This window comes from Gammaproteobacteria bacterium (assembly GCA_040183005.1).
In the GTDB taxonomy this organism is placed as follows: Bacteria; Pseudomonadota; Gammaproteobacteria.
In genome coordinates, this window is sequence record JAMPIW010000002.1 from 248,920 (window position 1) to 266,543 (window position 17,624).

Below are 17,624 nucleotides of genomic sequence, written 5' to 3' on the forward strand. Positions count from 1 at the left end.
AGCTTGAAGTTAATCGACTTTGACCGCTTGGCTTATTGCCAAATGGAGGTACAACTTTACGACATCCCTCCTGACAGCATTATGTCAGGAGGGGTTAAAAGAAAGCTATACGACTTTAGGGTGGGCTTTTTCACCCGCCGCCTGGAGATCGGCGTGGTAGGAGGAGCGCACCATCGGGCCGCTGGCGACATTGGCAAAGCCCATTTTGCGGCCTACTTCCGCGAGACGATCAAACTCATCAGGCGTAACGTAGCGCGCCACAGGCAGGTGGTGTTGGCTGGGTTGCAGATATTGACCGAGGGTGAGCATGTTGCAGCCGTGAGCGCGCAAATCCATCATCACCTGTTCAACTTCCTCGATGGTCTCACCGAGGCCGAGCATCACACCGGACTTGGTAGGGATGGCGGGATGAGCCGCCTTGAAGCGCTGCAGCAGCTTGAGAGACCACTCATAATCGGAGCCGGGGCGTGCCTGTTTGTAGAGGCGCGCCACGGTTTCCAGGTTGTGGTTGAAAACATCCGGAGGATTGTCGTTGAGCACCTCCAGCGCGACATCCATGCGTCCACGAAAATCAGGCACAAGGATTTCGAGCCGCGTGTTCGGCGCCCTGCGGCGTATTGCCTGGATGCAGGCGGCAAAGTGGCCCGCACCGCCGTCGCGCAGGTCGTCGCGGTCCACCGAGGTCACCACCACATAGCGCAGCCCCATCGCCTCAATGGTACGCGCAAGGTTCTCCGGCTCGTCGGCATCCAGCGCATTGGGCCTGCCGTGGGCGACATCGCAAAACGGGCAACGCCGCGTGCAAATATTGCCCATGATCATAAAGGTAGCGGTGCCGTGACCGAAGCATTCCCCCAGATTCGGGCATGACGCCTCTTCGCACACCGTATGCAACCTGTGTTCGCGCAATACGCCCTTGAGCCGCGCAACCTCCGGACTGTTGGGCGAACGGGCGCGTATCCATGCCGGTTTTCTCAGGGGCACCGCAGCGGGCACCACTTTAACCGGGATACGAGACACTTTTGACTCGCCCTTCATAGGGTTGGGCGCCAGGGGAGGAAGTTCGTCGCTATCGAATATGGCCATGGGATTTTCTGGGAGTTGAGTTAGAAGAATTTACGCGGATTCAAACAGATATGATTCATGCTCAACCTGTGGAGTCTGACCTATCGTCAGCATAGTTTACCCCAGATGCCGCCCAAGATGCCTTAACAGCGCATCAGACACTTCGCCAAGATCGCCCGGCCCGCCCAAATCGCTCACCTGCGTAACCTCCATCCCCGCATAACCGCAGGGGTTGATGCGTTGAAACGGCTCCAGATCCATCGCCACATTAAGGCTCAGGCCGTGATAGCTACATCCTCGGCGCACGCGCAGTCCCAGAGCCGCGATTTTGCTGTTCCCAACATACACACCGGGGGCGTCGCGGCGCGCATGGGCAGGGATGCCATAGTCCGCCAGCAGGTCGATCACCGCCTGCTCCATGAAACCAACCAGTTGCCGCACCCCCCAGCCACGGCGGCGCAGGTCAACCAGCACATAGACCACCGCCTGGCCCGGCCCGTGGTAAGTGACCTGTCCACCGCGATCCACCTGGGTCACCGGGACAGCGCCCGGATCAAGCAGGTGCTCGGGCTTGCCGTTCATTCCCTGGGTATACAACGGCGGATGCTCCACCAGCCACAGCTCATCGGCGGTATCCTCCGTGCGCGCGGCGGTGAATTCCTGCATGGCGTGCCATACCGGCAGGTAGTCGCGATATCCAAGGTGGTGCACCACAACTTTCGGCATCTCTGATTTAGTCAAGCCCAGCGGTGCGGTGCCAAGATTCATCTATAACTTACCGGGATAAAGTTGCAAAAACGGTCTTGACTCGCACCACACTCGTGGTTTAGATTTCACGGCACATTATATTACATCCCGTCAGGATTGCGGGGATGCGGGGTTACAACAAAAACCACACGCATCACCACTAAGCGGCTTCGGCCGCTTTTTTTATTGCCTTTCATAGCGGAGGGCTAATGTTGGAGTTTGTCAACGAATGGGGGGTATGGGCGCTATTCCTGAGCGCTTTTCTTGCCTCAACGATAATACCGGGCGGCTCGGAAGCGATCCTGGCGCTGCTGGCCGCCAACAAGGGCCATGATCCTTTGACGTTATTCTGGGTGGCGACGCTGGGCAATACGCTGGGGGGAATGAGCTCCTGGCTGATCGGCCGGGTAATTGCATGGCGCTACCCGGCGCAAGCCATGGGCAATGAAAAGCTGCGGCGCGCAGAGCACTATATGCAAAAATGGGGTAGCCCGCTGCTGCTGTTTTCCTGGCTGCCAATAATCGGCGACCCGTTGTGCGTGGCAGCAGGCTGGCTGCGCATCCACGGCGGGCTGGCTCTGCTATTTATCGCCATCGGCAAAGCGGCGCGCTATGCGGCCATTCTGCTGATTGTCTAAAAGTTAGCTTTGCTGATTCTCCTCGGGCACGTTATCCAGACCACCCTTCAGTACGCTCGCCTGCAATCCGTACTGCCCCAGGATGAACGCGGCAGCGGAGCTGCGCTGCCCGGACTCGCAACAGCAGATGTAATGCTGTTCCCGGCCCAGCTCCTTAATGCGCCGGTGCAGCTCCTGAACTGGAATGTTGATCGCCTCCGCCAAGCGCCTGTGACCAAACTCGGATGGCAAGCGCACATCCAGCCACCGTGCGCCTGCCTTGGCTTTTTCCTGCCCCTCCTCAAAGGTCACCCATTGCAACACTGGCTCCTTCAGAAGTTTCAGGAAATCGGTCTTGGACAAACGCAGCAGCACACCGTCCGTGAGCATCGACACGGTGGCGTTGCGCGGTTTATTTGAAATAAGGGCGGCCTCGCCAAAGCTGCTTCCTTCGCTCAATTGCGCAATCTCAATGGATTCATATTCATATTCATCCTCAACAAGGCGCGTTACCAGCGCCGCGCCCTCGTCGATCATGTAAAAATAATCCCCCGCATCGCCCTGCCGGATGACTACATCTCCAGCGGACACTTTAAAAGGCTCGAGACGGTCGAGCAGTTGCTCGATGTTCGCGGGAGGCAAGCTGCGAAACGTTGGGGAACGGTACATTTTTTGCAGCCAGCGGCTTTTGTCTACGCTGAACACGCCCTCCGCGCTCATGATAATTTCAGGTTCCCTGGAAGCAAACTGGCTCCAGGCAAGCATGGTTTCGATCAGGTCGCTGTCAAGACATATCACTTCAAGATCAGTTGTGGCGCTCGCCGTGTAACGGTGGGGTTGAACTTTTGTAAGCGCATAATACAGGCCGCCCACACCGCCCGAGGTTTTACTCGAGATAGCTATCTGATCCCTGGCAGATTCCGAGGTAAGCAGAATATCTCCGCTCAGCAGATAGATAATCTTACGGTCAGCTTCACCTTCACAAAAGAGGCATACGCCTGGTGCTAGCTTCTCAATCGCGGTTTGCGTCACCAGATACTCAAGCTGTTCCGTCGCGAGCGCGGCAAGGGGCACAAGCTGCTTGAGCAACTCAATAGTCACTATGTTTGATTCTGTGCTCATATCATTTCCTGAACAACCAAAACAACAGGGTAAGGAGAAGGCTGACGATGATGGACGTCGTAATGGGAAAGTAGAAACGGAAATTGTCACGCTCTATCGCGATATCGCCCGGCAACCTGCCTAAACCAGCTTTCTGCAATACCGGCCATAGCAACCCCAAAACAACCAGAACGATGCCGACGATAATAAGTATACGGCTGATGTTCATGAATGTTCACCTCGCCAGCAATGAGTCTTCATACCAGAAAAAGCGATTAGCCACAGAGAACACAGGGTTCACAGAGGAAAGATGATGAGTTGCCGTGGACTTCCCCCCTCACCCGCCCGGTAATCAGGAAAAACACGCAGAGTCCTCCATCATCTCTGCGTTCTCTGTGGCTTGCATCTGCGGTTTTTCATACTTCTGTCAGCGCCGCCAGCGTCTCGCTGACCTCCAACCAATCCTCTTCAATCTTTTGTAATTGCTCCATAATCAACATTCGCTGTGCGATGCCCTCATTCAGGCGAACCGCGTTTTCCGCTTGATAACTGACGGGATCGGCGAGTAGCACGTCCACTGCGGTCTTTTCGTCATGGAGGCGAGATAGCTGTTTTTCGATCTCGCCCAGGCGCTTTTCCAGCGGGCGGCGCTGCTGTGCGGCCTGGCGGTTTTGCAGCTTGGAGTTATTATTAGCGGCAGCGGACGAATTTTTCGGAAGACCTGACTGTTTTTGCTTTTGCGACTGATTCAGCCAATCCCGGTAATCATCCAGGTCACCATCGAATGCCGCCACTTTACCATCCGCCACCAGCACCAGACTGTCGGCAATGGTACGCAGCAGGTAGCGATCGTGCGACACCACCACCAACGCACCCTGATAATCCTGCAGGGCCATGGTAAGCGCATCGCGCATATCCAGATCCAGGTGATTGGTGGGCTCATCGAGCAATAGCAGATGCGGACGCTGCCACGCGAGCAGGGCCAGCACCAGGCGCGCCTTTTCTCCCCCGGAAAATGGCGCCACTGCACGCAACGCATCATCACCGGCAAAACCAAAACCACCGAGAAAACTGCGCATTTCCTGCTCGCCCGCACCGCCCTGCTGATCGAGACGCCGTAGATGTTGTAATGGATTTTCCTCAGGGCGCAGTTGTTCGAGTTGATGCTGGGCAAAATAACCGATGCGCAAGCCATCGCCGTCAATCCGCTGCCCGCTCAGGGGCTTAATCTCACCGGCCAGAAACTTGATGAGGGTAGACTTGCCCGCACCGTTGCGGCCCAGCACACCCAGGCGCGCGCCCGCCTCCAGACCGAGATTAATGTCGCGCAAAACAACAGTATCGCCATAGCCGACATTAACCTTGTCCAGGCGCAACAAGGGATGAGGGTATTTGGCGGGTTCGCGGAAAGCAAAGCGGAATGGTGAATCCACATGGGCTGCGGCAATCGTCTCCATGCGCGCCAGGGCTTTGAGCCGACTTTGCGCCTGGCGCGCCTTGCTGGCCTTGGCGCGGAAGCGCGCCACGAATTCCTGCATGTGGGCGATTTCACGCTGCTGCTTCTCGTAAGTGCCCTGCTGTAGCGCCAACCGCTCGGCGCGCTGCCGCTCGAATTGCGCGTAATTGCCGCTGTACAGGTTGATATTGCGCTGCTCCACATGGGCGATGGTATCCACCACATTATCCAGAAAGTCGCGGTCGTGGGAGATCAGCAACAGCGTACCTGGGTAAACCAACAACCACTGCTCAAGCCACAATACGGCATCGAGATCGAGATGGTTGGTCGGCTCATCGAGCAACAGCAAATCGGAACGGCACATCAGCGCCTTGGCAAGATTGAGCCGCATGCGCCAACCGCCGGAGAAGGCACTGACAGGTCGCGTATGCTCCGCCACATCGAACCCCAGGCCGCTTAGGAGCTGCGCCGCGCGTATACGAACGGAGTAGCCGTCAATATTTTCATAGCGCGCATAGAGTGCGGCGATACGCACGCCATCATCGGCATGACCAGCTTCGGCAATCTGCGCCTCAAGCGTGCGCAGCTCCGCGTCGCCATCAATGACATACTCTATCGCAGCCTGATCCAGCGCCAGGGTTTCTTGCGCAACATGGGCGATGGTCAGCCGTGACGGCATATCCACATCGCCGCCATCCTGGTGGATTTCGCCGCGCAGCAAGGCAAACAGACTGGATTTTCCGGTGCCATTGGCGCCGGTGATGCCGATTTTTTGTCCGGCGTGAAAAGTGAGTGTAACGTCCTCCAGCAGAAGGCGTCCGCCGCGTCGCAGCGATATATTACGTAGCGTGATCATGGCGGGTAGTTTACCAGCTATGGGGCACGTATGGAGTTCAGGTTAACCCAGATTGTCCATTACCCCCAAAACCGTTCGCCCTGAGCCTGTCGAAGGGCCGTTCATGGTTCAACAGGCTCACCACGAACGGCGGTATACGCTCTATTTCGCCTAATGGACAATCGGGTGTTAATGCATCGGAGACTCGTTGCGAAAATTTTTCATGATCGCCTGCACAGACTGCCAATCATTGAACAACGCCTCCACACACGCCGGATCAAAGTGGCTTCCCGCCCCTGTACGGATGGTTTCCGCGACACGCTCCACTTCCCACGCTTCTTTATAGGGGCGATGGGATAGCAGCGCATCGAACACATCCGACAACGCAACGATCCGGCCATAAATCGGGATATCATCACCTTTCAAGCCAAACGGGTAACCCGATCCATCGTACTTTTCGTGATGAGTCAACGCGATCTGCGCAGCTACATTGAGAATGCGGGATTCACTGCCCTTGAGAATTTCAAAGCCGATCTGGGCATGCTGCCGCATGATGGTGATTTCCGCCGGGCTCAAGGGGCCGGGCTTGAGGAGGATATAATCGGGGATGCCGACTTTACCGATGTCATGCATCGGCGCCGCCTCCAGGAGGGCGTCCTGATCCTGACGGGAAAGCCCGAGATTTTTTGCAATCAACTGCGAATAATGGGCCATGCGCAGCACGTGCGCGCCGGTTTCCGGGTCGCGGTATTCCGCCGCCTTGGAGAGGCGGATAATAATCTCGCGCTCCCGCGACACAATCTCATCGGTAACCTTGCTTACCTCCTGAGACAGCCATCCCGCAAGATCAGAAAGTTGCTTGTGGCTACGGCTTAAAGCAAGCATGTTTTTAACACGGGCAATAAGCTCTATTGAATCGACAGGTTTAGTGAGAAAATCCGTTGCCCCCATCTCCAGCGCCTGATAGCGCACTGACTTTTCATGAACAACCGTCACCATCAGCAAAGGCGTCGCACCCTTTCCCTCCAAGGCACGGAAACGGCGCAGAAACTCAATGCCATCTATATCCGGCATGGCATAATCGAGAATCACCAGATCGGGATCACTCCGCTCGCACCACTCCAGCCCCTCATGAGGATCCGTAAAACAAATTATGCTACATTCCTCAAGTGAGTCCAGCATCTTTAACAACAGAGACACCGAATCCTGATCGTCATCCACTATCACTATATTCACAATTACCCTCCGATGGCCCGCATGGTTTTATTCATGAACAACATGCCTGTACTTTTTTAGTTTTTTTTATTTTATTGAAAATCCGCTTTATACAATGGGAAAATCATCACGAAACCGCTGCCCGACCTCCAATACTGCATCCCAGTCCTCGAATAGCGCGTCCACACACAGCGGATCAAAGTGTTTTCCGGTTTCATTATTGATCAGTTCCAACACACGATCCATCTCCCAGGCCTTTTTGTAGGGGCGACAGGACAATAAGGCATCAAAGACATCGGCCAGTGCCGTGATCCGCCCCACTATCGGGATATCGTCGCCTTTCGTTGCGTGCGGATAACCAGTGCCATCGTACCTTTCATGATGCGTCAGCGCAATCTGCGCCGCAACGCGCAATATGGGGGAATCACTGTCCTTGAGGATCTCATGGCCGATCTGGGCGTGCTGCCGCATAATCTTCAGCTCGTCAGGCTCCAGGCGCCCGGGCTTGAGCAGTATATTATCGGGAATACCCACCTTGCCGATATCGTGCATGGGTGCGGCTTTCTGGATCAGATCCTGCTCTTCTTCGGAAAGGCCGATACTCCGTGCGATAAGGCGCGCATAATGGGACATGCGAATAATGTGCGCGCCCGTCTCGGGGTCGCGGTATTCCGCCGCCTTGGACAGGCGAACAATGGTTTCACGCTCCCGCGCCACAATACCCGCCGTGGCTTTTTCAACCTCCCCGGCCAGCCATACCGCGCGATTAGCGAGCTGTTTCTGGTTACGGCGAATGGTCAGCATATTTCTGACACGCGCGGACAATTCGATTGCATCAACCGGTTTGGTGAGAAAATCCGTTGCGCCAATATTCAAAGCCTGGTGGCGGACATCCACCTCATTGCGCGATGTCACCATGATCACAGGTATAACCTCCTTACCGGCCATGCCACGGAAACGGCGGATAAACTCCATACCGTCCACCTCCGGCATCATGTAATCGACAATCACCAGATCGGGGACGTTGGTTTCACACCATGTCAGGGAATCGGCGGACACCGTAAAACATTGCGTTTCGCAGCCGTCCACCTTATCGAGCAGCGCTTGCACCAAGGCAATGTGATCCGGATCATCATCAGTCAGCAATACTTTCATTTCATTTTCCAGCCAGGAAGAATATTAAGCCCACTTCCTTTGATATTGGAAATTCCCTATATAATCACAGACTGGAACGCCGCCCGTCTCGCATACACGGTTAAATTTTGTGCAACCTTCACCAATCTGTCGTTTGTTAATTTTCTGTAAATACCCTATAAAAACCGTTCTCCAGCGCGATGCATGTCATCAAGTACGGCAGTTTTCATGTAGAATCTTCGCCAATACCGCCAGACACATTGGCGACCTACTTATGAGCACTGACAAATGTTGAAAATAGCCCTATTTTCTCATGACAAGCGCGGCTCCCGCTTCTGGCTGTTACTAGGCGTGCTACTGGCAACAACCGCCCAGGCAGACATCACCGACTGGGGTTACACCGTCCAACCCGGCGATACGCTGATCGGCGTTTCAAAAAACTATCTCGCCAATCCCAAAGATTGGCAAAAAATAAAAGCCGCCAATAAAATTAAAAATGACCGGCAAATCCCGCCAGGTTCGCAGATGCGCATTCCCATAGGGCTGCTAAAACGTGAACCCTTGCAAGCCGAGGTTATCCGTGTCCAGGGTAATGCCGAAGCGATTCCGGCACAGGGCGGGGCACCCTTTGCCCTCGAAGCGGGCCGCACCTTGAACATGGGCGACCAGATCCACACCGGCGAAGGCAGCAATCTCACCTTGCGATTTACCGACGGTTCGCGCCTGATGCTACTGGAAAAAAGCCATCTGACACTGGAAGCCATGACGGCCTATGGCAAATCCGGCATCATCAATACCCGTAGCCGCCTGAACAGCGGCCAGGTTGAAACACAGGCTACCCCGCTGAAAGGCCCGGCGGCGCGCTATGAAGTCATCACACCGACTATAGCCGTCGGTGTGCGCGGCACGAATTTCCGTATCAGCGTGGATGAAGATGCCAAGGTGTCCCGTAGCGAGGTACTGGAGGGCGAAGTAACCGCAGAAGCGGTGGGCACGCAACTGTCCGTCCCTGCCGGTTTCGGCACGATGGCCGAAGCAGGTAAAGCGCCGATACCTCCCAAGGTGCTGTTGCAAGGTCCGGATTTATCGGGCGTATCGACATTGCTGCAACGGGTGCCATTGCGTTTCAAGTGGGCAGCGATGGAGGGTGCGACATCTTATCGCGCCCAGGTGTTCGCCGATCCGGCGCTCCAGAACCTGCTGCTGGATGGCACGTTCCAGGGCAACGAAGCCAAGTGGGCGGATCTGCCTGATGGCAATTACATGCTGCGCGTGCGCGCTATTGATGCGCAGGGGCTGGAAGGCATGAATACGGACAAGGCTTTCAAGCTCAAGGCACGACCCGAACCGCCTTTTGTCAGCGCCCCCACGAACAAGGGCAAGCTGTATGGCGACAAGGCCGGATTTGAATGGACGCGTTCGACACAGGCCGAAAGCTATCATTTGCAAATCGCCAGCGATGTAGCATTTGCCAAGCTCGCCACTGACATTGCCGATGTGAAAGACGTGCAATATACCGCCACTCTGGCACCGGGCGAATATTACTGGCGCATCTCCAGCCGCATTCCCGGTGACGAGGGTCCATTCAGCGATACACAGCTTTTTACCCTCAAACCGATCCCGGCGGCGCCTGTAGCGTCGGCGCCCAAGATCAGCGACACGCAGATGGAATTCCAATGGTCGGCGGGAGAGGAAGGCCAAAAATATCAATTTCAAATGGCGCGCGATAAGGATTTCAAAGACATCCATACCGACCAGACGCTGACCAAGCCGCACATCACTCTGCCCAAGCCTGGTGCAGGGGATTATTTCATGCGTATCAAGGCGATCGACCCTGACGGTTTTGCCGGACCTTTCAGCGCAACTCAGCAGATTCAGGTACCGCGCAACATCCCGTGGTGGCTGATCATTCCGGTACTGCTGTTTCCTCTAGTGCCATAAAGGTACTATGACTGGGGTACGCCTACTGCTCGCGGTCTGCGCCGCACTGCTGATCACGGCGCTCCTCGCGCAGACGATATCGTACCGGCAGATCGACCTGTGGCTGGCGGAGAACACCCAGCAACCACTGGTCGCCAAAGAGTTTCACTTCACCGACACGCTGATCGTCGACGTGAACGAGGAGTCGATGGTGCGGCTCACCCCCGAGTTCGGTGCGTGGCCCTACCAGCGCGACATCTATGACCTGGTGACGCTCTACCTGAAAGACCTCGGCGCCAAAACCGTCGTTTACGACATCCTGTTTTCCGAGCAGCGCGAGGGCGACGAACAATTCGCGCGCGCCATCCAGCGCGCCGGCAATGTATTGCTGCCCGGCGTGGCACTGCCCTACACATCCCGACGGGATGATGCCTATCAAAAACAACTGGCGTCGCTGGCCTGGCCGCTCGCCAGCCCCGTGCCCACCACCCATTGGGACGACATCACACTGCCACGGCCGGTATTCACTCCGCCCGATCCAACGGTAAAATTCGGCGTCATCAACCTCATCCCCGACCCTGAAGACGGCATCCTGCGCCGCGTTCCGCTGTTTAACGAAACCTACAGCAAATATTTGCCCAACATGGCGCTAGCAGCCTTATTCGCCCACCAGCCTTACCCCCCCGTGAGCTACCTGCCTGATGAAGGAAAACTGCGTGTCGGGCAGCATTCCTGGCCCGTCACCAGCAAGGGTGAAATCATTTTGCAGCAGCCCAAAAATCGCAACTATTTCAGGGTGATGCCGTTTCACAAGCTGGTGTTTGCCGCCATGGGCATGCCGGGCGAGGAGATCGACCCGAACGAAGTGCGCAGCAAGACGATTTTCATCGGCAGTACCACGGCAATTCTCGGCGATCATCTCTCAACACCGCAGGGCATGACGCCCGGCCTGCACATCCTGGCGTTGACCTATCAAAATCTGGCGCAAGACCTGGCGCTGCGTCCACCGCGCCTCGGCTGGAACCTGCTGTTAATCGCTATCGGCATCGCTTTCCCGCTGCTCGCCTGGCATCGCCGTTTTCAATCCGCCCTGTCGATGACACTGTTGGCCGCTGCGAGCATGGCGGCAATCTATCTGTTCAGTCTCGGCCTGCTGGCGCTCTACAAGCAGCAGAGCATGTTGCTGTTCGCGCTGATCAACAGTTTCATACTTTATCTCGCGCTGGTGCTGTCACGCCTGAAAATACTCTACGACGAACGGCAGCGCTTGTATTATGAAAAACTGGCGGCGGAAGAGGCCAACCAGCTCAAGAGCCGGTTTCTGTCGCACATCACGCACGAATTGCGCACGCCACTCACCGCTATTCTCGGCTTCAACCGGCTGCTTGGCGAGGATCCGTCACTCTCTGCAGCCTCAGGCAAGACCGTCAAGACCATCGACCAAAACAGCGAGCACCTGCTGCGGCTGATCAATAACCTGCTCGACCAGGCCAAGATCGAGGCCGGACAAATGGAGCTCGACGTGCGTCCGATAGCCATACGCGGCATGATTGACGGTGTAGTCGACACGCTGGACAAGCTGGCCGCCGCCAAAGGACTGAAGCTCAATGCGGTGTATGACACCAACCTGCCGCAGGGGCTGTCGATCGACGGCTTCCGCCTGCGGCAGATCCTCATTAATCTGGTTGGTAACGCCCTCAAATTCACCGCTCAGGGACACATCCAGATCAAAGCCAGGTGGGAAAATGGATGGTTGGAGATTGCCGTGGAGGACACCGGGCCGGGCATACCTCAGGCCGCGTTGGACAAGATCTTCGAGGCCTTTCAACAGTCCGACACTTCCGTGGCCAGCACACATGGCGGCACCGGGCTAGGCCTCACCATCAGCCGCAATCTGGCGCATCTGATGGCGGGCACCATATCGGTTGAATCCACGCTGAGCAAAGGCTCGACATTTTATTTGCGCATCCCCGCGCCACAGGCGGAACTGCCCGGCGAGATTACGCACCAACCCAAACCCTCAGAGAAGCTGAGCGGTCGCGTGTTACTGGCCGACGATTCCGAGGACGCCCGCGCCCTTTTCAAAAACTACTTCGACAACATGGGTCTCTCTTCCATGTTTGCGGAAAATGGCCAGATTGCAGTGGACATCGCGCTTGCGGAACAACCGGATATCGTGCTGATGGACATGGAAATGCCAATCATGAATGGCCTGGAAGCCATACAAGTGCTACGCCAGCGGGGCTACACAAAACCTGTTCTGGCGCTTACCGCGCATGCCGGCGAGGCCATGCGCGACAAGCTGCTCCAGGCCGGCTTTGATGACTGCCTGACCAAACCCATCAAGCGCGAAGCCCTGAAAAATGCACTCGTTGCGGCATTATTACCGTTGCGCAAGTGATTTGAAACACGCAAGATATGCCACATGGATAATCCCAAGATCACGGTGCATATAGACGCCTCCCTCAAGGATCTGGCAGCGAACTATCTTGCCAACAGACGGCGGGATATCGGCACCATTATGGAAGCATTGAAGCGTGGGGATTATGAGCCAATCCGCGCCATCGGCCATAACATCAGAGGCACGGGTGCGGGCTATGGTTTCGATTTCATCAGCGAAATCGGGGATGGGCTAGAGCAGGCCGCACCACAAGGGGACGCTGCAACCATCAGCAAGCTGACCACTGAATTGGCCGATTATCTGCGGCGGCTTGATGTGGTGTTCGATTAACCAGAATATTTAACCCAGATTGTTCATTAGGCGAAATAGGACTCACACTGCCGTTCGTGGTGAGCTTGTCGAACCATGAACGGCTCCTCGACAGGCTCAATGTGTAGGTTGGGTCAAGGAGCGCACGCTCCGGACCCAACAAAATCATTGCTTCAGGCAATGTTGGGTCCGCTTCGCTTGACCCAACCTACTTTAAGTGCACAATTTTGGGGCTAATGGACAATCCGGGTTTAACCTTAAAACCTCTTTTTGTCCACGAAAAACACGTTGTCACGAAATAAAACAAAAATATGGATTGCTTCAGCAATTCACCGGATGGGTGGCAAGTAAGATAGCGATACGTATTTGAATATTTTCGTGTTTTTTCGTGACTTTCGTGGATAACTTAAGTTTTTTAGTTTAACGGAACAAACGCCTGCCGCTCACCGAAACCCGCCACGCCACCAGCATACCCAATACCGCCAACGACCATACCACTACCGCGCCCGAGGGCAAGTCGAACAGTGCCGACAACGCCAGTCCCACGGCGTAACCAACAATTCCCAAGGCATACGCCAGCGCCAGACGTGAGGATTCACGGCCGCAGCCGCGCGTCGCCAACGCCGGAATGATCAGGCTGGCGAATACCAGGTACACGCCAACCAGTTGCACGGACGCGGTGACGGTAACGGCGAACAAGGCATAAAAACCCAAGCCGCCAAGACGACTGCGCAGGCCAAACCATGCAGCCAATACCGCGGCATACAGCACCGCAATTGGGATGAGATCGGGCAACGTCACCCAAAGAATCTGCCCCACCAGCAAATCCTTGAGGTGCTCGCCGCCATGTGGATCACTACTCATCAGCAAAATCCCGCCCGTCGCCGCCAGCACGAATAGCACACCGATCAGTGCCTCCTGCATCTGCGGCCAGCGTTTTTCACTCCAGGTGAGGAGCAACGCACCAAGCAGCGCTGCGCCCACTGCCACGACCTGTGTCTGCCACCCTTGCTCTTCGCCCCAGCCCAGGGCGTGCGCGGCGATCACACCCAACCCGGCAAGCTGGGCAATCGCCAGATCGATAAAGACGATGCCGCGCGCCAACACCTGGCTGCCCAGTGGCACGTGGGTGGCGAGCACCAGCAGCCCGGCGAGCAGCGCCGGGCCGAGGATACTCCAATCGAGGCTCATCAGGTTCATTTGAGCAAACGGACCAGCGTGTCATCGAACAACCCGAACAGATCCTTGGCCTGCTCCGAACCACCCACTGTGAAGGGCAACTCCACCGCCGGGATGTTGGCCCGCTCCGCCAGCCAGAGCGAGGGACGGGAGTCCTGGTAGGCGGCGCGGATCACCATTTTCGCCGGTTTCTGCCTCAACTGCGCCAGCACTTGCGACAAATAGGCGCTGCTCGGCGGTATGCCCGGCTTGGCTTCGAGCGTGGCAATCTCCCGCAACCCCAGCCACAGGCTAAGGTAACTCCAGCTCTTGTGCTGCGTAACGATAGGGATGCCCCTGAGCGGCGCGCCCTGCTGTTCCCAGCGCCGCATAGCCTGCGTCCAGCGTTTGGCGAAGTCGTCGTGACGCGCCTGATACTGAGCTGCATTCGCGCCATCAATCTGCGCCAGCCGCTTTGCCAGCCCTGCGGCAACCAATGCGATATTGCGTGGATCGAGATGGAGGTGGGGATTACCCATCGCATGAACATCACCCTCCGCCCTGTCCAGCCTGCCTGGCACTTCCAGTAAGGTAACAAAGGCGGCCGCCTCGAAATAGCCCGGTCCACCGGGCTGCACCCGGCTATTACCTCCCTGCTGGAGCAGCAACGGCAACCACCCTTGCTCCAGGTCGCCACCAGTGCACACCACCAGGTCTGCCTTGCGCATTTGGGCGATGAGGCTGGGCCGGGCCTCGATAAGGTGCGGGTCTTGCAGGCCCGTTGTTGCCGTATAAACACTCACCGCCGGGCCGCCAAGCTCGGTAGCCAGCGCTCCCCACTCCGGCTCGCAGGCAAACACCCGCAATGCCGCCGATGCAGGGATGCTGAAAAGCAGCAACGAGACCCCCAATATGTGCAAAAAACCTTTTTTCATGACAGCCATCCCCAAAAAAATCGTAGGGCGCGTCACACGCACCCTACTCTACTCCTTAAAACTTGTGTGCGCCGTGCGCACCCAGGCTCATGATGTATTGCAGATAAATCTCGTTGGCATCCTTGGGCGCAGTCTGATTATGGCTGAACTGCACACGCAAGCGGCTAAACGCGCTGTTGGAGAAATCGAGCATCACGCTGGCGCGCTGCGGCTTGTGGCCTTCGGGGTCGAGAAGCGTACCTGCCAGCTCTACAGGCGGCATGCCGCCCTTGAGCTCGTCATAGCGCGCCCCTACCCGCCAGCGCGGCATGAACTGATAAACCGCCTGGGCATACCACCCCGACTGTTTGGCCCCATAACGCACATCTTGCGCGGGCGAACCGAAAGTATAGGCGCCGCTCTCGTCACGCTGGAGATATTCCGCCTGAAACTTGAAATTGGTCACGGCGGGATTACGCAGCGGCGCCCACTTCCAGACAAAATTAGCGACGTTCAGAGGCGCTTTGCCGGTAAAGCTGTACTCATTGTGAGCATGGTCCTCAAACGTGCGCCCCTGCGCGTCGGCCTCCAGTCGCGCCACGCCCGCGCGCCAGCTATGGCTAAGGCCGACATCATCACCGAGATTGACAAAGGCGCTGCGCGCACCGATCCCACGCTTCGCCGCACCCGCAGCGGGAAAGTTCTCGCCACGCAACGCCTCGGCTCCAAACTCCACGAACAGCGGCGCAGGCGCAACCCAGCGCAACTGCACGCCGTCATCACCGTAATTCCCACCGAGCATGGCGCGATACGGCAGGGCAATATCAACGAAATCCCAGAAGTGCGGATGTTGCTCGTTGAGATAACCGATACCCGACAGGAAACGTCCACCCTTGACTGTCAAACCCTGAGGCAAACCGAGCGTCTGAAAAAAGGCCTCCTCGACCTGGGCCTTGCCATCTTCCAGCTTAAGGATCAACGAACCGTAGAATTTGTCATCCACATTGCTCGACAAGACCAGCTCACTCCCTTGAAGCGACAAGCCCTCCCTAGTCGCCCCATGGGCGTCACCGGCCGGGACAAAGCCATGAATGTCTTCCTGGTAGCTTTTGGTGAAACGGCTGTACGTGCCATATAGCAGCAGGCTGACTGCGGGATTGAAGGCATTGCTGGTGACGATGGGCCGCTGCGTTTGCCACGGCCGGCGCATCTCGTCACCTGTTCCCGACTTGGCTTCGGGCGGGGTTCTTTGCTGCGTTTCTTCCTGGGCAATAACTGGCTGAGACAGGACAGCCGCCATGCCGATGACGGCAAATTGTTTCTTGATCATTATTTTCTCCACACGATAAATACACCGCAGCGCAGCGCACACACGGCAAAAACACATACCAACCCGCTCTAAAGGGTATTGGCGATTCGGTTGTTTTTCAGGCGTGGAGAGATTGGGGCGGGGCGCGAGCGGAGAAATTGGCAACGAAGCGTTGAGCCGGTATAGCGGCATTCGCTGGCAAAACAATATTGTCTGCCACGCGCGACACCACCAGAGGCGTACTCTTGACGACCGGCGTGCTGCCCAGATGATGCGCCGTAAGACACATCTCGCAGGCTGTGCTGGGCTTGTGAAACTGATGATCGATCTCGTGCGCGATCAAACCAAATTGCGCAAACAGCAACGCCAGCGCCAGGAACATGGCGCCGTGCTTGGCGAGCAAAATGGAACGCAGCACTAGGATCATTCGGATGGATTAAACCAGAGTCAGATACAACACGGTACAATATAAACATATTCCATGACCATGACAAGCAAACCCATGACCATCGCCGAGGCACTGAATCAGGCCACCCTGCACCTTGTTGCCTTGCACGACACAGCCCGGCTCGACGCCGAAACCCTGCTCGCTTTCACGCTGAAACGTAACCGCAGCCATCTCCATGCCTGGCCCGACCGGCAACTCCAACCCGAGCAACAGGCGCGTTTCAATGCACTGATCGAACGCCGCGCCGCAGGCGAGCCCGTAGCCTATCTCACCGGTCGCCGCGAGTTCTGGTCGCTGGAGCTGCAGGTAACACCCGCCACACTCATCCCCCGCCCGGAAACGGAGCTGCTGGTCGAACTCGCCCTGCAACACACCCCCCCCAATGCCACATGGCGCATCGCCGATCTCGGCACCGGTTCGGGCGCCATCGCGCTGGCTATCGCCAGCGAGCTCCCCACCTGCCGGGTCATCGCCACTGACCGTTCCACAACCGCCCTGGAAGTGGCGCGCCGTAATGCTGTGACACATAGCATTCGCAACGTGGAATTCCGTGAAGGCAACTGGCTGGAACCGCTCAAGGAAGAAATTTTTAATCTGATAGTGTCAAATCCGCCTTATGTCGCCAGCACCGACACTCGACTGAACACCAGCGAAATCCGCTTCGAACCCCTCACTGCCTTGGCCTCTGGCCCGGAGGGGTTGGACGATATTCGGCTTATCGCCGATCAGGCGCGCCAAAACCTCGCCCCCGACGGTTGGCTACTGCTAGAGCATGGGTTTGATCAGGGCGCGGAGGTGATGCAACTGCTGCTGAATCTGGGATATCGGCAAGTACAAGGCCATCAGGATGTGGCAGGGCTAGACCGGGTGACATGTGGACTGAAAGGTAAGGCGGATTAGACGCCAGAAATATAGGGTGGGTTAGCGTTTTTTTGCGTAACCCACCAAGCGTTGGCCGCTTCCGGCATCCTGCCTCTCGCGGCACTTGTGCATCC

At 56.7% G+C, this 17,624-nt stretch carries 16 protein-coding genes; 5 read left to right on the plus strand and 11 right to left on the minus strand.

Features of this window, described 5'->3' with window-relative positions:
- Nucleotides 1-105: 105 nt before the first annotated feature.
- Nucleotides 106-1,086 (minus strand): lipoyl synthase, encoded by a 981-nt coding sequence (lipA, locus tag M3A44_02740; protein ID MEQ6340578.1) that lies wholly within the window; start codon nt 1,084-1,086, stop codon nt 106-108.
- Nucleotides 1,087-1,182: 96 nt separating this feature from the next.
- Nucleotides 1,183-1,833 carry a lipoyl(octanoyl) transferase LipB gene (lipB, locus tag M3A44_02745; protein ID MEQ6340579.1) on the minus strand — a complete coding sequence of 217 codons (651 nt, stop codon included), beginning with the start codon at nt 1,831-1,833 and terminating at the stop codon, nt 1,183-1,185.
- Between the two features lie 188 nt (nt 1,834-2,021).
- On the opposite strand from lipB, the gene M3A44_02750 reads away from it, so the two are divergent.
- Nucleotides 2,022-2,450, plus strand: a complete 429-nt coding sequence (locus M3A44_02750; protein ID MEQ6340580.1) for a DedA family protein — start codon at nt 2,022-2,024, stop codon at nt 2,448-2,450.
- A gap of 3 nt (nt 2,451-2,453) precedes the next feature.
- Here the strand turns inward: M3A44_02750 and M3A44_02755 are convergent, their stop codons facing one another.
- The 5 genes from M3A44_02755 to M3A44_02775 all read right to left on the minus strand — a co-directional run bounded on the left by M3A44_02755 (nt 2,454) and on the right by M3A44_02775 (nt 8,191).
- Entirely contained in the window at nt 2,454-3,551 is a 1,098-nt protein-coding gene (locus M3A44_02755) for a cyclic nucleotide-binding domain-containing protein (GenBank protein MEQ6340581.1), read from the minus strand.
- A gap of 1 nt (nt 3,552) precedes the next feature.
- Nucleotides 3,553-3,759, minus strand: coding sequence for a DUF2905 domain-containing protein (locus tag M3A44_02760; protein MEQ6340582.1), 207 nt, complete (start codon nt 3,757-3,759; stop codon nt 3,553-3,555).
- A gap of 187 nt (nt 3,760-3,946) precedes the next feature.
- Nucleotides 3,947-5,842 carry an ATP-binding cassette domain-containing protein gene (locus M3A44_02765; protein ID MEQ6340583.1) on the minus strand — a complete coding sequence of 632 codons (1,896 nt, stop codon included), beginning with the start codon at nt 5,840-5,842 and terminating at the stop codon, nt 3,947-3,949.
- Between the two features lie 168 nt (nt 5,843-6,010).
- Nucleotides 6,011-7,057, minus strand: coding sequence for a response regulator (locus M3A44_02770; GenBank protein MEQ6340584.1), 1,047 nt, complete (start codon nt 7,055-7,057; stop codon nt 6,011-6,013).
- A gap of 87 nt (nt 7,058-7,144) precedes the next feature.
- Nucleotides 7,145-8,191 (minus strand): response regulator, encoded by a 1,047-nt coding sequence (locus tag M3A44_02775; protein MEQ6340585.1) that lies wholly within the window; start codon nt 8,189-8,191, stop codon nt 7,145-7,147.
- Between the two features lie 267 nt (nt 8,192-8,458).
- Between M3A44_02775 and M3A44_02780 the strand changes: the two genes are divergently transcribed.
- The 3 genes from M3A44_02780 to M3A44_02790 are packed head-to-tail and all read left to right on the plus strand — an operon-like array spanning nt 8,459 to nt 12,821.
- Nucleotides 8,459-10,111, plus strand: a complete 1,653-nt coding sequence (locus M3A44_02780) for a FecR domain-containing protein (GenBank protein ID MEQ6340586.1) — start codon at nt 8,459-8,461, stop codon at nt 10,109-10,111.
- A 7-nt stretch (nt 10,112-10,118) separates the two neighbouring features.
- Nucleotides 10,119-12,491 carry a CHASE2 domain-containing protein gene (locus tag M3A44_02785; protein MEQ6340587.1) on the plus strand — a complete coding sequence of 791 codons (2,373 nt, stop codon included), beginning with the start codon at nt 10,119-10,121 and terminating at the stop codon, nt 12,489-12,491.
- Between the two features lie 24 nt (nt 12,492-12,515).
- A complete protein-coding gene (locus M3A44_02790; GenBank protein MEQ6340588.1) occupies nt 12,516-12,821 on the plus strand; it encodes an Hpt domain-containing protein in 306 nt (101 codons plus the stop codon).
- A 399-nt stretch (nt 12,822-13,220) separates the two neighbouring features.
- On the opposite strand, the gene M3A44_02795 is transcribed toward M3A44_02790, so the two are convergent.
- The 4 genes from M3A44_02795 to M3A44_02810 form a co-directional block, all read right to left on the minus strand.
- Nucleotides 13,221-14,000 carry a metal ABC transporter permease gene (locus tag M3A44_02795; protein MEQ6340589.1) on the minus strand — a complete coding sequence of 260 codons (780 nt, stop codon included), beginning with the start codon at nt 13,998-14,000 and terminating at the stop codon, nt 13,221-13,223.
- A complete protein-coding gene (locus tag M3A44_02800; GenBank protein MEQ6340590.1) occupies nt 13,997-14,893 on the minus strand; it encodes a zinc ABC transporter substrate-binding protein in 897 nt (298 codons plus the stop codon). The genes M3A44_02795 and M3A44_02800 overlap by 4 nt, the downstream gene beginning before the upstream one ends.
- 55 nt (nt 14,894-14,948) lie before the next feature.
- Nucleotides 14,949-16,202, minus strand: coding sequence for an OprO/OprP family phosphate-selective porin (locus M3A44_02805; GenBank protein MEQ6340591.1), 1,254 nt, complete (start codon nt 16,200-16,202; stop codon nt 14,949-14,951).
- A gap of 97 nt (nt 16,203-16,299) precedes the next feature.
- On the minus strand, nt 16,300-16,608 hold the full coding sequence (locus M3A44_02810; protein ID MEQ6340592.1) for a hypothetical protein: 309 nt from the start codon (nt 16,606-16,608) through the stop codon (nt 16,300-16,302).
- Nucleotides 16,609-16,662: 54 nt separating this feature from the next.
- Here M3A44_02810 and prmC point away from each other — a divergent pair, with 54 nt between their 5' ends.
- Nucleotides 16,663-17,529, plus strand: a complete 867-nt coding sequence (gene prmC / locus M3A44_02815) for a peptide chain release factor N(5)-glutamine methyltransferase (protein ID MEQ6340593.1) — start codon at nt 16,663-16,665, stop codon at nt 17,527-17,529.
- Nucleotides 17,530-17,624 lie beyond the last annotated feature (95 nt).

What these genes read in the sequence shown, in the direction of transcription:
- M3A44_02765 (MEQ6340583.1), bottom strand. Translation starts at nt 5,842, where the DNA reads ATGATCACGCTACGTAATATATCGCTGCGACGCGGCGGACGCCTTCTG.
- M3A44_02755 (MEQ6340581.1), bottom strand. Translation starts at nt 3,551, where the DNA reads ATGAGCACAGAATCAAACATAGTGACTATTGAGTTGCTCAAGCAGCTT.
- M3A44_02790 (MEQ6340588.1), top strand. Translation starts at nt 12,516, where the DNA reads ATGGATAATCCCAAGATCACGGTGCATATAGACGCCTCCCTCAAGGAT.
- M3A44_02805 (MEQ6340591.1), bottom strand. Translation starts at nt 16,202, where the DNA reads ATGATCAAGAAACAATTTGCCGTCATCGGCATGGCGGCTGTCCTGTCT.
- M3A44_02750 (MEQ6340580.1), top strand. Translation starts at nt 2,022, where the DNA reads ATGTTGGAGTTTGTCAACGAATGGGGGGTATGGGCGCTATTCCTGAGC.
- M3A44_02785 (MEQ6340587.1), top strand. Translation starts at nt 10,119, where the DNA reads ATGACTGGGGTACGCCTACTGCTCGCGGTCTGCGCCGCACTGCTGATC.
- prmC (MEQ6340593.1), top strand. Translation starts at nt 16,663, where the DNA reads ATGACCATGACAAGCAAACCCATGACCATCGCCGAGGCACTGAATCAG.
- lipA (MEQ6340578.1), bottom strand. Translation starts at nt 1,086, where the DNA reads ATGGCCATATTCGATAGCGACGAACTTCCTCCCCTGGCGCCCAACCCT.
- lipB (MEQ6340579.1), bottom strand. Translation starts at nt 1,833, where the DNA reads ATGAATCTTGGCACCGCACCGCTGGGCTTGACTAAATCAGAGATGCCG.
- M3A44_02780 (MEQ6340586.1), top strand. Translation starts at nt 8,459, where the DNA reads ATGTTGAAAATAGCCCTATTTTCTCATGACAAGCGCGGCTCCCGCTTC.
- M3A44_02795 (MEQ6340589.1), bottom strand. Translation starts at nt 14,000, where the DNA reads ATGAACCTGATGAGCCTCGATTGGAGTATCCTCGGCCCGGCGCTGCTC.
- M3A44_02760 (MEQ6340582.1), bottom strand. Translation starts at nt 3,759, where the DNA reads ATGAACATCAGCCGTATACTTATTATCGTCGGCATCGTTCTGGTTGTT.
- M3A44_02810 (MEQ6340592.1), bottom strand. Translation starts at nt 16,608, where the DNA reads ATGATCCTAGTGCTGCGTTCCATTTTGCTCGCCAAGCACGGCGCCATG.
- M3A44_02775 (MEQ6340585.1), bottom strand. Translation starts at nt 8,191, where the DNA reads ATGAAAGTATTGCTGACTGATGATGATCCGGATCACATTGCCTTGGTG.
- M3A44_02800 (MEQ6340590.1), bottom strand. Translation starts at nt 14,893, where the DNA reads ATGAAAAAAGGTTTTTTGCACATATTGGGGGTCTCGTTGCTGCTTTTC.